Source organism: Parabacteroides caeci (assembly GCF_023656795.1).
Lineage (GTDB): Bacteria > Bacteroidota > Bacteroidia > Bacteroidales > Tannerellaceae > Parabacteroides > Parabacteroides segnis.
The window spans coordinates 56,750-71,463 of record NZ_JAMOKT010000039.1 but is presented as its reverse complement, the minus strand read 5'-3'; the positions used below and the strand labels follow the sequence as shown (position 1 = coordinate 71,463).

Here is a 14,714-nt window from a genome sequence, read left to right as displayed (position 1 = left end):
ATCTGACAACAAATGTAGACAGCGACCTGTTACACGAGGATCTGTCACTTCTGAAAAATAATTAGAGGTATTCATTTTGCAATGATAAACTTTTTAGAGGAATTTTGGTGCGGTCGCCCTGTAAAAACATTCTAAAATAAGCTTATATGAAAAACATTATCAAAACGGGACTTGTCCTTTCGTCACTATTAGGTGCCTGGTATTATTGCCACACCGCTTCACAGAAAAGTTTAATAAACGATCTGGCATTTGACAATATTGAGGCACTAGCTGGAAATGGTGAAGGAAGCCATGAGAATTATGTATGTTTTAATTATGGTGAAGTTGATTGCTATGGAGATAAAGTAGAAGTAAAATACAGTGGTTTCAGTTTAGATTAATACATGAAAATTCTCCCCTCCATATTATTAATAGGTATTAGTACCCTTGCCGCCTGTTCCGGAAATCAGCAAATCCCTTTCCCCCGGTACGCTGACTTTCCGGAAACAAAGGCGATCAAGGCACAGGTCGCAGACCTGGATACTGTCCTGCTCCGTTACCCATTCCGGGTAGCGGTCAGGGATAGTATTGCCGTGGTGATGGACCTGCACAATATGGATCATTTCCTGCATGCTTTTACCTATCCCGGATGGAAGCATCTCGCCTCCTTCGGCAAACGCGGGGAAGGACCGGAAGAAATGCTTTCTGCTGAAAATATCCAATTCAACTCCTTAGACTCTTTATGGGCGATCGACGCCAATAAAATGGAGATTACACGTTGGAAAATATCTCCGGCTACCGGCTCAGCGGAGCGCGTCGAAGAGATCAAGCTGGATAAGAAATTAGTACGTTCACTGGACTTTCATACGATGGAATCAGGGTTTTTCATTCCGGATTACATGGGAGAGTTCAGGTATTGGGAAGTCGGCAACAATGGTAAGCCGGTCAAAAGTTTCGGGGAAATCCCAGGCGAAACGATCGATGAAAACACCGTTCGTCCGGCACTCGCTCAGGCATGGAGAAGTTTTATGGATTACAATCCCGACAACGGTATCCTGGCAATAGCTACCCAACTGGGGGAAGTATTTGAAATCTTCAATCTGAAAGATAACACTCATAAAGTCCTTTATGGTCCCGCAGGTGAACCGCAATACAAAACGGCAAAAGACGGCACAGGCGTTCCCACCGGAATTATGGGGTTTAGCGATATAAAGGTGACTAGCAAATACATCTACGCTGTTTTTCAAGGCATTAAGTTCGACGACAAAATTGCTGCTATCAAGCAAGGAAAAGAACCTGAAAATGGGGCAAAGTATATCTATGTATTCGATCTGGAAGGTAATCCGGTACGTAGGTACGAATTGGATCGTCGTATCAACAGTATAGATATCAACGAAGAAACAAACACGATCGTTGCCACCGAGGCGAAAAGCGATGATCCGATTATAGAATTTAAGATTTAGCAAACGATATGAAAGCCTTTTATCTTTACATATTATTAATAGCAACCACCTTCTTCTCCTGCCACAACGAACAGAAAGAGAAGGAAAATAAGATTGCGCATCTGGTCACTGAATGGCAAGGGAAACAAATACAATTTCCTGAAAACCTGACCTTCACACGCTATCTGAAAGATACTACGGATTTCCTAATCCCACAATCTGAATATAAGGTATTAATATATGTAGACTCTATCGGTTGCACCAGTTGCAAACTGCAACTTCATAAATGGAAGGAACTGATCGAATACACTGATTCAGTAACACAAAGAAAAGTTCCTTTCCTCTTCTTCATGCATCCTAAAGACGCCAAAGAAATACGTTACCTCCTGAAACGAGACGCATTCGATCGTCCTATCTGTATTGATATAGACGATCGACTAAACAAACTGAACAAATTCCCGGCAGACATAACTTTCCAGACATTCTTGTTGGATAAGGACAATAAAGTTGCTGTATTAGGAAATCCGGTACATAACACGGCTGTGAAAGAACTGTATCTGAAACAGATTACAGGTAAGGACAGTCCGAACAAAAATATACCTAAAACAACAGCCGAAACAACAAAGATAGAAATCGACTTCGGTACTTTCGACAAATCGGAAGTAAAAGAGACAACCATAGAAATAAAAAACACCGGGGACAATCCCCTTGTGATAGTGGACGTAAGTACCACCTGCGGCTGCACAGCAGCCACATACGACAAACGACCTGCGAAACCTGGAGAACCCCTTCGGGTAGGAATTAAAATGACACCGAAGGATACAGGTTTCTTCGATGAAGTCGTTACGATCAAGTACAATAGTATTAACAATCAACCTGTCAAAGTAAAGATAAAGGGGAATGTTCAGTGATCGAACAAATAAAAATTTACTGTACCCCATCAAGAATGTACAGGCAAACTCTATAACAGTAGACACAGATAGAAAATTAACTTATTTATAATCCAATAAAAGATTAAGATCATGAAGAAAAAAATCTTAGGGGCAGTTCTCATCGCTGCTATGGCTGTTGCAACCAGCTGGAATTTCAACCAGAGCAAAAATGAAATGGAATTTTCGGATTTAGCCTTAGCAAATATTGAGGCTTTAGCAAATAATGAAGGTTCAAGTAGCATGTGTGTTCCTATGATTGGTGCAACCTGCAGCTATACTGAAGGAGGGCAAACCTATACACTCTATGATTATATTGAAATATAATCTATTAGACATACAAATATTGCGTTTAATCAGAGAGTGAGTTATAATGAAACAAAAGGGGGGCTACCTGATAGCCTGAGAAACTTTATGGTAAACTCCCCTAATGCTCCCCTAAAAAAGAAAGGAGGTGTATCAAAATCAATAGTTAGTCACCACCAGAATGATACGGGTGTCATTCGACTATCTTAATCCGAACAACAGTAGACAAAGATAGAAAATAGCCTGGTTAAATAAGGGATAAAATAAATAATTTAATAATTACAAATATGAGAAAATTATTTGGAATCGCAGTTATCGCAGCTGTAGCTGCTACTGCTGCAAGCTGGAATTTCAGCCAGAGTCAAAACGAGGTGGAACTGTCAGGCTTAACATTAGCTAATGTGGAAGCACTAGCTAAATACGAAATCGAAGTAGGAGTACCTTGCATTATATCAACTGCAACGTGCTACGAAATCAATGATGATTTAGGTCATACTATTATACCTGGATACAAATAATAATTATCCCGATAAAATTATTATTACTTCAATTTCTAAGGGGAGTTTATTGTAACTCCTCTTAGCATTAATATAACATATATGAAAATCAATAACATCTCAGCAATTATCCTATTCTTTATGTTTCTTTTATCTTGTGAACATAAAGAAACTGATCCAAAAAGTCATTTTAAACATACATTTAATATAAAGGCTAAAAAACTCAATATCGATACTTACAAATTAAATTCTTTTGGTAGGATGATTCCATTTGAAGATCATCAATGTATAATTAAAGAAAACTACTTAGGACAATCTCTTTTAGATAAAATTTATTATACAAAAGATAGCCTCCAATCATTTGCAGAACTAGGAGAAGGACCAGATGAAAATATTATGCCACGTTTAATGCAGAAAAAGGATAAGTCAAGCGTTAATATATTTGATCTACAAAAAAAGCAAATAATAACAAAAGATTTATCAAAAAACATTTCAGATATAACAAAATTGAAATGTATGCCTCTTTCGATAATACAAACAAAATATGGATATATAGTTTCAGGCCTTTTGGATAAAAATGAAAATGATAATAATAGATATGCAATATTAAACAATGAAGGGGAATTTATAAAATCTTTTGGGGATTTTCCAAAAGATGGAAATGAATCTGGAATTAAAAGTAAAGCACTTGCTTATCAAGGTTGGATGGTTTATAATCCATTATTAGATAGGTTTGCATCAGTAACATCATCAGGGGCCATATTCGAATTATATCAAATAAGCGCAACCCCTAATCTTATAAAAAGTTATCACGATATATATCCTATATATATAAACGACAGTAGTCCAGGAATTAACAGCATTAAACATGGACAAGAAAATGTTATTGGTTATACAGATATATATGCAACCGACAAATACATCTATACTTTATATTCCGGAAAAAAATTAGCGCAACATAATAATGAAGGAATGATGAATGCTATGCTAAGTAATAATATTCTTATATATAATTGGAATGGAGAGTGTGTATGTAGACTATTTTTCGATAAAAAACTATTTAATATTTGTATAACAGATAATAATAAGGAATTAATTGCAATAGGGTGGGAAAAAGATTTCTGTCTATATTCTTTTGACTTATCGAAAGTTCTCTGATTTCATTCAACCAAAAAGTCATTATTTTAATAAATATTTTTATGTAATGAAAAATACGATCTTCTTCTTGTTATTATTCTGTATTTCTTGTACTAAACAAAAATCAGATTTATTAATTCTACCGGATGAAACCCCTATCAAAAGCATTGATTATCCGAATGAAATTGTAATGAGTTACCCTCTATGCATCGAAATTATAAATAATAATTTGTTCCTGCTTATGCACAAAGGAGAAGATGTCATAAAAATAGTTGATACAGACAATGGTAGCGAAATTAAACACGCTGGTAAATTTGGAAGTGCACCAGAAGAATTTATACAGCCCAATTATTGGGGATTTGATAAAAACAATAACATACTTATATATGATTTGATGTTAAAAAAGCTTAGGAAATATAATTGGGAAGAAATTGTTAACAATACTGAATTAACCATAGCTAAAGAAATTCCATTGAAAAGTACTAATGCACATATTACTAGCGGAAAAATATTAAATGACAACTGTTTTGTAGGTTCTGTCTCTTTTGGTATATCCGAACCTTTAATAGTTCTTGATAATAATTTAAGTATTATAGATAGTTTAGGAGAAGTTCCTGATAATAATCACAAAAGTACCAATATGACCTCTTATGTAGGTAATATTGATACCCATAACAGCAAATTTGTATTTGTTATGGCATCTTTAGGCTATATCGCCTGCTACCAACAACAAAAAGGAGGTAGTGAACTACTTTGGGATCATTACATAGAAAAACCGGTTTATAAAGGTGATCAATTGGACAGAAAACAGTTAAAACTGGGTTTTCCTGATGTGAAAATAACCAAGAATTACATTTTTTGTAGTTATTTCGGTGAGGTTTTAAGCAGAGAAAAACTTAAAACACTCAAACCCCGTAATATTTTGGTGTTTGATCACAAAGGAAATTTATTAAAAAATTTAAGATCAGAAAGAAGCGTTGGTAGAATTGCTGTTTCAGAAGACGAAAAAACATTATATACAGTGACGGAAGAGCCCGAAATTGCAATTATACGATTTGATATTACTAATTTATTAAACTAAATATATGAACAAGTATACATTGCTTTTATGTGGTATATTGTTTGCGTGCAATAATCCACAAAAAGAAATAACTAAAGATGTTTCTTTTAAAATAAAATTAAGTTCCTTGATAGAAAAAGGAAATGCTGAAAATATAAGCTTAGAAAAATGGGGTAATAAAATTAAATTCATTCCATTAGAAACAAATGATTCTATTCTTATTAAATCCATTAATAAGATTGTGCAAAAAAATGATAAATTATTAATTGTACACACTCAAAGAGCTTCTATCTTTGATCTAAAAGGTAAATACTTATATGATATAAGTCGTAGAGGTAATGGTCCAGAAGAATATACAAGCTTAAAATCCTTAACTGTTAAAAATGATACTATATTCATTAAAGAGGGTAATAATCGGATAAAATTATTTAACTGGCAAGGAGGATTTATTGGACAAATTTCTACACCAGAACTACCTATTCTTGATTTATACCCAGTTCCAAATATGGATGTATTCTTAGGGCACATCCCCAACCGTACCGGGCAAAATAAAAACAGACTAGTTATTTTCCGTGATACAACCATATTGAATTTAATCCCTACCTCTTTGACGTTTGAGCGTGCAGACAAAAGTTTAGTCATTACAACTCCTTTAGAAATGAGAGCTTTCGATGGTAACGTATTTGCGTTCAAAGAACTTTTTAATAACACAATTTTTCAGATTAAACCGGATTATTCTCTATATCCATATGCAATAGTAGATTTAGGAAAGAATAAAGCTGACGAAGGATATCGTTTCACATTAACTCCAAACATAGTTACCCAAAAAAAATTTGATATATTCAACGGTAAAATTGCACTTACTGCTATCGGAGAAATAAACGATATCATTTATATGACACCTTACAATATTATGGATAAACCTTATACATTCAGTTTCGATAAAAAAAGTGGAAAAGCTTATTATCAGAAAATAACATACCCAGAAAATCATTTTGAATTGAAAGAAGGTAGTATCTTCACTCCTTCTTTTATCTCTACCGATAGTAAGTATCTAATCGATTTTGAATCTACAAACAATGAAAACAATCCTATAGTCGTACTGGTCGAACGTTAATAATGAACTATAAATTGAATGATCATGAAAACTTATATTCCTTTCTTTGTTTTCTGTATCCTTATCTCTTGTTCTACGCCTCATCAAAAGAAAATCAGCTTGGAACAGGCGCTTTCCTTTGCTGGAGAGAACAGAATAGAATTGGAAAAAGTTTTCGAACATTACAAAAATGATTCGCTGAAATTGAAAGCAGCAGAATATCTAATCACAAATATGCCCCTGCATTTTTCCAGAGTCGAATACTACTTGTCGCCGGAAGGTAAACAATATATACCGGATATTGTTTGCTTTCCGGATAAGGACGCTGTAAAAAAGCATTGCGACTCGCTACGGAACAGAGGATACACAATCCAGGGAAATAACATTTATGACAGTAAAACACTCAAAAGCGATTTTTTGATCCGGAATATCGATCTGGCTTTCCTGGTTCGGGAAAAGTCTTGGGCAAAAGATATTCCTTTCGAGGATTTTTGTCGGTATATTCTCCCTTACAGGACTCAAGTAGAACCCGTTTCCAACATGCGTCGGGAATTCATGGAAAAATATTTACCTCTGATTGATTCGGGAAAAGTTAACAATGCCATTGATGCCTGCAAAATAATCAATTCACAATTAATGAAAGAGTTGGTTTATAAAGATACTGGTTCTCCCCTCTATCCTACCGTCGAAAGCACATATCACTCCGGCAGAGGTAGTTGTGAAGATTTGTGTAACTTGGCTACATTATTAATGCGTGCTGTAGGCATTCCTGTTGCCGTACAACTTACCACCTGGACCAAAATGGATTTAGCACACAGTTGGGGTGTTGTATTGCATGATGGAAAGTTTTATAATTTCAGCCCAGTCTACGGTCAACCTGACACATATAGAGAAAAACTTGAAACTACCAGCTATCTGAAACCCGCCAAGGTATATCGGTTGTTATTTGATCCCGAATTTAAGGAAACCGATATTAAAGACGACGGTTATATCACAAATCTGAAAAGTCCACTATTAAGAGATGTGACAAAGGAAGAAGGATATCAGGTTCTGGATATTTGTATCGAGACAGACAAACCTGTATCTTCTTCCATAAAACAGATTTACCTCTGTACATACAATGATTATGATTGGAAACCACTTGCCATAGGTAGCCGAAAAGGTTCTACATGCAGATTTAAAGATATTGTAGGTAATAATGTTTTTATTATTGCCGAAGCCTCAAACACACAGTCTTTACAGTATATTACCGCTCCTTTCATCTTAAAAAAAGATGGCGACATTCATAAATTAATTCCTCAAAAAGAATTAAGTCAATCCTTCACGTTCAACAAACGTAAAGATAAATTAAATCAAAAACATACGTTACATTACTGGGACGCAGACAAAAATGGGTTTATCTCTTTAGAAGAGATGAGTTCGACAGATACAACACAGACGTACAATCAAATACCGAAAAATGCTCTATTATGGTTTACTGTTCCGGAAAGAATACTGAATCAAAGGGTATTTTATATTGAAAACGACAGTATAAAATATTAGTCACCATATGAAAAAGCAACCCCATAAACTGATCAATAAAGTCATTGACATTGTCTTCTGGCTATGTATGACAGTGACTCTATGGTTTGTTTTACAGGTATTTATCTTTGCCTCTTTCAAAATCCCCAGCGATTCGATGGAACCGGGATTAATTACAGGAGACAATATACTTGTCTGGAAACCAACCATTGGACCTCGCATATTCAACCTGTTTGCCTCCATGAGAAACGAACAAACAGAGATTTATCGCATTCCCGGTTTCAAAAAGATAAAACGCAATGATATTCTGGTTTTCAATTTTCCGCATCCAAACAGTTGGGATAAAATTGAAATGCATATACTCAAATATTATATCAAACGGTGTGTCGGAATACCGGGAGATACCTTATCCATCCGAAACGGATTCTTTCATGTGGAAAGCGTACAAACGCCTCTCGGCAACATGGAGTCACAAAAAGGAATAGCTGCGACTGAGAAATTTCAAGACGGTATATTCCAGAGTTTCCCATTCGACAGCATCATCGGTTGGAACATCAAAGATTTCGGACCGCTCTATATACCGGCAAAAGACGATTCCATTACTTTAGATCGTACAAACTTCCGGTTATATAAAAAGCTGATCGAATGGGAACAACAGGGTAGTCTTCAATACAAGGATTCTACGACTTTTCTTAATGGAAAGCCGATCTACGGATATCGTTTCCAAGAAAACTATTATTTCATGGCAGGCGACAAAGGCATGAACTCACAGGATTCACGCTATTGGGGATTACTACCTGAAGAATATATCGTCGGGAAAGCATGGATTATATGGAAATCGGTAGACCCATATACGGATAAATTCAGATGGGACAGATTTTTGAAAATTATTCACTAATAGAATTGATTATAAAGCAATTCCACCATATATGTATCAAAATTACAGTAATATGAAATTAAATCTGTTTGCCACAATTGTACTTGGGCTGTATCTGTTTCTTTTATCGGGATGCAGCAACACCAACAATAGACAATTGGAATTAGCCTTACAAACCGCAGGAAATAACCGGCAGCAACTTGAAAAAGTTATACAACATTATAAAGGAGATAAACAAAAAGAAGATGCTGCAAGGTTTCTGATACGGAATATGTTGGGAAAATACTATCAGGAAGGAGATCGAATTGATAAATTCCACCAGTTTATCGACTCTGCATACCAGATAAAACAAGAAGAATACGACCAGCAGACTATAAATGACACTTATAGGACAAACAACAAACACCAACAAGACGACGCTAAGCAACAAGCTGACTTGCAACAACTAAATGCAAATTTCCTGATTACACAGATAGATGCAGCTTTTCAAGTATGGCAAAAACCCTGGAACAAACATCTTTCTTTTGATGAGTTTTGCGAATGGATACTCCCCTACCGGATTGGAAACGAATTGCCGGAGATATGGAGGGAAGAATACTATAATGCCTTTGCCGGATTATTAACGGATAGCATATTGACTGCCCGCGATGCCTGTATTGCCATCAACAATGAACTGATTAAATTACCGATCCATGTCTTTAACGATTTCCCAAAACCGGCGGACATAAAACCCAGTAGCCTTATCCATATAAAATTCGGTTTATGCGGGGACTATACCAATCTGGCAATATATGCCATGCGTTCAATCGGGATACCTGTTACGACAGGAAATATTCCGCATTGGGGACATAGCAATAATAGCCACGCGTTCAACCTTCTATATGGCGAAGACGGAAACTATTATGATTTTGCTGGAGGTGAGCACCATCCGGGAGATCATCTCAAACATTTTGATGGCATACCGAAAGTATATCAGAAAACATTTTCCGTACAACAGACCTCTTTAGTGATGACAAATACATCTAAAGAAGAACTTCCTGCATTCTTCAAAAATCCTTTCATGAAAGATATTACGGAGCATTTTCCTGCTATTCATCCGCAGACCGTATCCGTTCCATTGAATAGAACCTGCAACAATAAATATGCCTATCTATGCGTATTTGATCCGCAAGGGTGGTTCCCGGTAGATTGGGGAAAGATATCCGATAAGAAAGTGACATTCAACCATATCGGTCCTGATATTATCTATCAGGTCAACAGTTATGAGGATAACTCTTTGCAACCGTTAAGTTCTCCCTTTGTCGTCGATTCCACCGGAAAGGTTACTATTTTCGAATGCCGGAGAGAAAAAGAAGACCTGTACCTCGAACGCAAATACCGCGAACCCAAACATCTCGAAGCCATACCTCCGGCATTCGTTGGTGGCAGATTCCAGGGATCGGATTATGCGGATTTCCGGATAGCGGAAGATTTATATACGTTCACAGAAGCTCCAAGTTTCAAGTATACCACTATCGAGGTGAATCCTAAAAAGAGTTACAAATATTACAGATACCAGTCTTCTCCCAATCTACGGGGAAATATGGCTGAACTGGAATTTTACGATACAAATAGTCAGCAAATACTAAAAGGGGAAATTATCGGAACAGACAACACCAGCATCTACAACCCGCATGCAACCAAATATAATGTATTCGACGGAGACCCTCTCACCTTCTTCCACACACGCGACAGCATGAGTTGGGCAGGTCTGGCATTATCCAAGCCGGCACATATTAACAAAATACGCTATATCATCCGGAATGATGACAACGGAATACGAAAAGGTAATCTCTATGAACTTTTCTATATAGATGAATCGGGGGCATGGGCCTCTGCCGGAAAACAAACGGCAGAGCAGGATGAATTATTAATATATAAACAGATCCCCCAAGGTACTTTATACTGGCTACGCAATCATACCAGAGGAAAAGAGGAACGGATATTTACGTATGAGGAGGGGAAACAGGTTTGGTGGTAAAAATAAGTCATAATTATTCAACACAATATTTTCAAAGCTTATAAAGAATGAATATCTTTACGGACAGACTGAAAGATAGAAAATAGTCTGATTAGATAATCTGTAAAACTAACAATTGAAATTGTATAAAGATATGAAAAAGATTTTTGATATCATGACGATTGCAGCTGTAGCCACTACAGCTAGCTGGAATTTCAGCCAAAGTCTAAATGAAGTGGTACTGTCAGACCGGCTAATGTCGAAGCATTAGCTCGTAATTTGTGTTAAACTTATACGAGATTATAAAACACTCCATCCACCATTTTTACTTTTATTATAATGAAATACTTAATACTGTCATTATTAGTCATACTATCTTTTTCATGTTCAATGAAAGAACAAATAGATAATGTAAAGATTATTTCCTTTGATGATGAAACCAATATTGACATCAAAGATAAAATTACATGCAAATTCATTCCTCTTGAAACCACAGACAGTTGTCTATTTGGTGATATCTTTGCGATTAATATTGTTAACGACAAAATATACACCATCAATAGGAAAGGGAATTATCTATTAGTTTTTGATATATCCGGAAAATTCATTACACAAATTGGAAGAAGAGGAAATGGGCCAGGTGAATATATGTCATTAAATAATTTTCATATTGACAAAGAAAAACAAACAATCACCCTGGCAGACTCATATCAAGACAAATTATACCATTACAATTTGAATAATTACAAATACGAAAATGGGCAAACAACATTCTATTTTTCTGATTGTTGTTGGTTACCTGACGGAAATATTGCCTGGGCATTCCATGGAGGATACAATACAGGAAAAAGAGATCCACATTACATAAAAATAACGGATTCTCAACTAAATACTATAAAACTTTTATACCCTACAAATTTCACACCGGAATCTCCAATGGTTCCTGGAAGACTCTTCTATACATTCAATCAAAAATGTTATCTCAATATCCCTTATATACCAACAATATATGAAGTAACATCTGAAAAATTAATACCGACATACCAAATAGAACTCGAAAAACAAAAATTTGCATCACCGGAATGGTTAAAAGAAAATGCAGAAAAGAACCTTTATGGCACAATATCCCAAACTAATTACATTTCTGGTCAACAAATTCAAGAAACAGACGACTATATTTGTATTGAATATTACGCCAAAGGTTTGAATTCGCACATCGGATTTTATAACAAGAAGACCGGCGAATCTTTTAAATACAAAAAATCAGATTTTATAAAACAGACAGGATTAACTGGTTTTTTTCAACTTAAAGGAACATATGAGAATTACTTCATATTTACAATGCTACCTGATGCATTAAAAAACAGTTATACTACTATTCCTAAATTAAAGCCTATCATTGAGAACATAAAAGAAGATGATAATCCGATTCTTTGCCTAGTAAAACTTAAATAAAAAAACAACAAATATGAAAAACACATTAAGATTTTGCTTATTTCTCTTTATTGTATGTTCTTGCCAAAATGGAACTATCATCAAAGATTATACTATATCTACTAAATCGGATATGCTATCAGATGGTATAATTCTATTCTCTAAAAATGAGAATTGTTATTTGTATGATTAAAAAATAACGGATAACTTTTACTTATTCCTTGATGAGAAAAGCGATACAATACTCAGAGTATACAAACAAGATAATATATCACAAACTTATAGCAATATATCCAGAAATTCTGAAAAATATATTTTTTTGAAACCTTTATTCACAAAGGAAATACATATGGAACCAGAAGATATGGACATGACCTTTGTAGTTGACAACAACTTGTATTACAAAAATATAGACCTTCATACTCAAAATGAAAATATAGAAATAAACATATTAAAATCATTGAAACTAGGCAATACCTTCAGTCGGGATTTCAATATCACAACTAAAGAGACATACGCTATTCCGCTAAATAGAAACACAAAAAACCCATTTTACTTCTTTAATCCGGATTCTGATTATTACTGGGTAGATCTATCTCCCTCTATAGAAAAAGTGGTACCTAAAGATGTTTTATCGTATACAAATACTATTTGCCTGAACGAAAGTCAAAACACAATTGTTTCTGCTTATCGGTTTACCAATTATGTATCTTTCTACGGATTAGACGGAACATTAAATATGACTGTTAAATTTGGAGAAACACCTGTCATCCCCATAGTTAATCCTGACCGGAATGAAATAGATGTCAGAAATACTCCTAAATGCTTTACCTATATTTGCGGAACACCACAATACGTTTACTGCTTATATGATGGTTCTTCTGATTTCACAGCTCCCTCAAAAATAGCTATTTTCCAATGGAATGGAAAACATATAGCCACTTGGCAGGCAAACCGTAATCTACAAGCAATAGCTGTAGATAAAAATGATAAGTATATTCTAGCCATAGCATCCAACAAAGATGGACAAGATATTATTAAATATGACTTAGAATAATGTATAAATAAACAAACACATATGCCGACCATTCAGACGATCAGAAAACCTGCCACCTCGGTACGCAAAGGTAAATTACCAGATCCTAATACATACAAAATTGTATATATCCTGGTGGATCAGTATCTGGGGGGGGGGACGATTCACATCCAGAGGTATATTTTGATCCAGGTAATAATAGCTATTGCTTTAAATAAATCTAATTAATTCTTATCATAATGAAATACTTTATACTCTCATTATCAGTATTCTTATTATTCTCATGTTCTAAACAAGAACAAGTAACTGATACTAAAAAAATTATTTTTAATGAAGAAGCTAATCCGGACTTTTTCAATACTCTCACATGCAAGTTCATTCCATTGGAAACAAATGACAGTTGTTTGTTTAATGATATCAAAGAAATCCAAATTGTTGATAACAATATATATATTATTGACAATAAAAGAAGTAAGTTACTCGTTTTTGATATTTCCGGTAAATTCATTACCCAAATCGGTAATTTAGGAAATGGACCTGGAGAATATCTAACACCTTCAAACTTCAATATTGACAAAGAAAAACAAACTATCACAATTGCAGATGTAGGTCAAAGTAAACTCTTATATTACGATTTAAATAATTATCAATACATAAATAGTCAAAAGGCATTCTATTTTTCTAATTGCAGCTGGTTACCAGATGGAAATATAGCTTGGGCAAAAGAAAATTGTTATGATTCAGGTAAAAGAGATCCACATTATGTAAAAATAACAGATTCTAATTTAAACACTGTCAATTTATTATATCCTACGGATTTTAAACCTGAGTACTTAATGGTTGCCGGATCATTCTTTTATACATTTAACCAAAACTGCTATCTTAATTTACCTTTCATTCCAACAATATATAAAGTAACTTCTCAAAAAATAACACCAGTTTATGAATTAGATTTTGGCAAACAAAAATTCGCATCAATGGAATGGTTAAAAAGGGAGGCTGAAAAAAATTATTATGGAACAATATCCAAAACAGAATATATATCTGCACAAACAGTAAAAGAAACAGATGACTATATTTGTGTCGTATATTATGTACAAGGTCTAAATGCATATATTGGTTTTTATAATAAAAAAAATGGCGACTCTTTTAGATGCAAAGGCTCCGATTTCACAAAATATACTGATGTATACGGAATTAGCCAAGTCAAAGGGACATATGATAATTATTTCTTATTCTCCATGTTAGCTTGTACACTAAAAACATATAAAAGTTCTCTACCGGAATTACAACCCATTATCAAAAATATAAAAGAAGATGATAATCCAGTCATTTGTTTATTAAAGTTCAATTAGAATTAAATAAAGGTTGTATATGATATATATATTATTATTTCCACTT

General features: G+C 34.6%; 14 protein-coding genes. All 14 read left to right on the top strand.

The genetic code is table 11. The annotated features are described in order from the left end of the window. Window positions 1–146 precede the first annotated feature (146 nt). The 14 genes from NBH15_RS18450 (at window position 147) to NBH15_RS18385 (ending at window position 14,668) form a co-directional block, all read left to right on the top strand. Window positions 147–380 (top strand): NVEALA domain-containing protein, encoded by a 234-nt coding sequence (locus NBH15_RS18450; protein WP_128135549.1) that lies wholly within the window; start codon window positions 147–149, stop codon window positions 378–380. A gap of 3 nt (window positions 381–383) precedes the next feature. Then, window positions 384–1,442 carry a BF3164 family lipoprotein gene (locus NBH15_RS18445; protein ID WP_128135548.1) on the top strand — a complete coding sequence of 353 codons (1,059 nt, stop codon included), beginning with the start codon at window positions 384–386 and terminating at the stop codon, window positions 1,440–1,442. A gap of 8 nt (window positions 1,443–1,450) precedes the next feature. Beyond that, window positions 1,451–2,332, top strand: coding sequence for a DUF1573 domain-containing protein (locus NBH15_RS18440; RefSeq protein ID WP_128135547.1), 882 nt, complete (start codon window positions 1,451–1,453; stop codon window positions 2,330–2,332). Window positions 2,333–2,443: 111 nt separating this feature from the next. Further along, on the top strand, window positions 2,444–2,677 hold the full coding sequence (locus tag NBH15_RS18435) for an NVEALA domain-containing protein (RefSeq protein ID WP_128135546.1): 234 nt from the start codon (window positions 2,444–2,446) through the stop codon (window positions 2,675–2,677). A 266-nt stretch (window positions 2,678–2,943) separates the two neighbouring features. Beyond that, a complete protein-coding gene (locus NBH15_RS18430) occupies window positions 2,944–3,174 on the top strand; it encodes an NVEALA domain-containing protein (protein ID WP_128135545.1) in 231 nt (76 codons plus the stop codon). Between the two features lie 81 nt (window positions 3,175–3,255). Next, window positions 3,256–4,311, top strand: a complete 1,056-nt coding sequence (locus NBH15_RS18425) for a BF3164 family lipoprotein (RefSeq protein ID WP_244051228.1) — start codon at window positions 3,256–3,258, stop codon at window positions 4,309–4,311. Window positions 4,312–4,357: 46 nt separating this feature from the next. Next, a complete protein-coding gene (locus NBH15_RS18420) occupies window positions 4,358–5,371 on the top strand; it encodes a BF3164 family lipoprotein (protein ID WP_250823265.1) in 1,014 nt (337 codons plus the stop codon). A 4-nt stretch (window positions 5,372–5,375) separates the two neighbouring features. Continuing rightward, window positions 5,376–6,467, top strand: a complete 1,092-nt coding sequence (locus NBH15_RS18415; protein ID WP_250823264.1) for a DUF4934 domain-containing protein — start codon at window positions 5,376–5,378, stop codon at window positions 6,465–6,467. 24 nt (window positions 6,468–6,491) lie between these two features. Next, window positions 6,492–7,988 carry a transglutaminase-like domain-containing protein gene (locus NBH15_RS18410; protein ID WP_244051231.1) on the top strand — a complete coding sequence of 499 codons (1,497 nt, stop codon included), beginning with the start codon at window positions 6,492–6,494 and terminating at the stop codon, window positions 7,986–7,988. A 7-nt stretch (window positions 7,989–7,995) separates the two neighbouring features. After that, a complete protein-coding gene (lepB, locus tag NBH15_RS18405; RefSeq protein ID WP_128135806.1) occupies window positions 7,996–8,865 on the top strand; it encodes a signal peptidase I in 870 nt (289 codons plus the stop codon). Between the two features lie 52 nt (window positions 8,866–8,917). Next, complete coding sequence (locus NBH15_RS18400; protein WP_244060880.1) at window positions 8,918–10,864, top strand: transglutaminase-like domain-containing protein; 1,947 nt, start codon at window positions 8,918–8,920, stop codon at window positions 10,862–10,864. Between the two features lie 369 nt (window positions 10,865–11,233). Further along, window positions 11,234–12,298 (top strand): 6-bladed beta-propeller, encoded by a 1,065-nt coding sequence (locus tag NBH15_RS18395; RefSeq protein WP_244051233.1) that lies wholly within the window; start codon window positions 11,234–11,236, stop codon window positions 12,296–12,298. A gap of 328 nt (window positions 12,299–12,626) precedes the next feature. Further along, a complete protein-coding gene (locus tag NBH15_RS18390; RefSeq protein WP_250823263.1) occupies window positions 12,627–13,334 on the top strand; it encodes a hypothetical protein in 708 nt (235 codons plus the stop codon). 218 nt (window positions 13,335–13,552) lie between these two features. Next, entirely contained in the window at window positions 13,553–14,668 is a 1,116-nt protein-coding gene (locus NBH15_RS18385) for a 6-bladed beta-propeller (protein ID WP_128133888.1), read from the top strand. Window positions 14,669–14,714 lie beyond the last annotated feature (46 nt).

Coding starts and splice junctions, on each gene's coding strand:
- NBH15_RS18450 (WP_128135549.1), top strand. CDS start 147: ATGAAAAACATTATCAAAACGGGACTTGTCCTTTCGTCACTATTAGGT.
- NBH15_RS18445 (WP_128135548.1), top strand. CDS start 384: ATGAAAATTCTCCCCTCCATATTATTAATAGGTATTAGTACCCTTGCC.
- NBH15_RS18440 (WP_128135547.1), top strand. CDS start 1,451: ATGAAAGCCTTTTATCTTTACATATTATTAATAGCAACCACCTTCTTC.
- NBH15_RS18435 (WP_128135546.1), top strand. CDS start 2,444: ATGAAGAAAAAAATCTTAGGGGCAGTTCTCATCGCTGCTATGGCTGTT.
- NBH15_RS18430 (WP_128135545.1), top strand. CDS start 2,944: ATGAGAAAATTATTTGGAATCGCAGTTATCGCAGCTGTAGCTGCTACT.
- NBH15_RS18425 (WP_244051228.1), top strand. CDS start 3,256: ATGAAAATCAATAACATCTCAGCAATTATCCTATTCTTTATGTTTCTT.
- NBH15_RS18420 (WP_250823265.1), top strand. CDS start 4,358: ATGAAAAATACGATCTTCTTCTTGTTATTATTCTGTATTTCTTGTACT.
- NBH15_RS18415 (WP_250823264.1), top strand. CDS start 5,376: ATGAACAAGTATACATTGCTTTTATGTGGTATATTGTTTGCGTGCAAT.
- NBH15_RS18410 (WP_244051231.1), top strand. CDS start 6,492: ATGAAAACTTATATTCCTTTCTTTGTTTTCTGTATCCTTATCTCTTGT.
- lepB (WP_128135806.1), top strand. CDS start 7,996: ATGAAAAAGCAACCCCATAAACTGATCAATAAAGTCATTGACATTGTC.
- NBH15_RS18400 (WP_244060880.1), top strand. CDS start 8,918: ATGAAATTAAATCTGTTTGCCACAATTGTACTTGGGCTGTATCTGTTT.
- NBH15_RS18395 (WP_244051233.1), top strand. CDS start 11,234: ATGAAAGAACAAATAGATAATGTAAAGATTATTTCCTTTGATGATGAA.
- NBH15_RS18390 (WP_250823263.1), top strand. CDS start 12,627: ATGGAACCAGAAGATATGGACATGACCTTTGTAGTTGACAACAACTTG.
- NBH15_RS18385 (WP_128133888.1), top strand. CDS start 13,553: ATGAAATACTTTATACTCTCATTATCAGTATTCTTATTATTCTCATGT.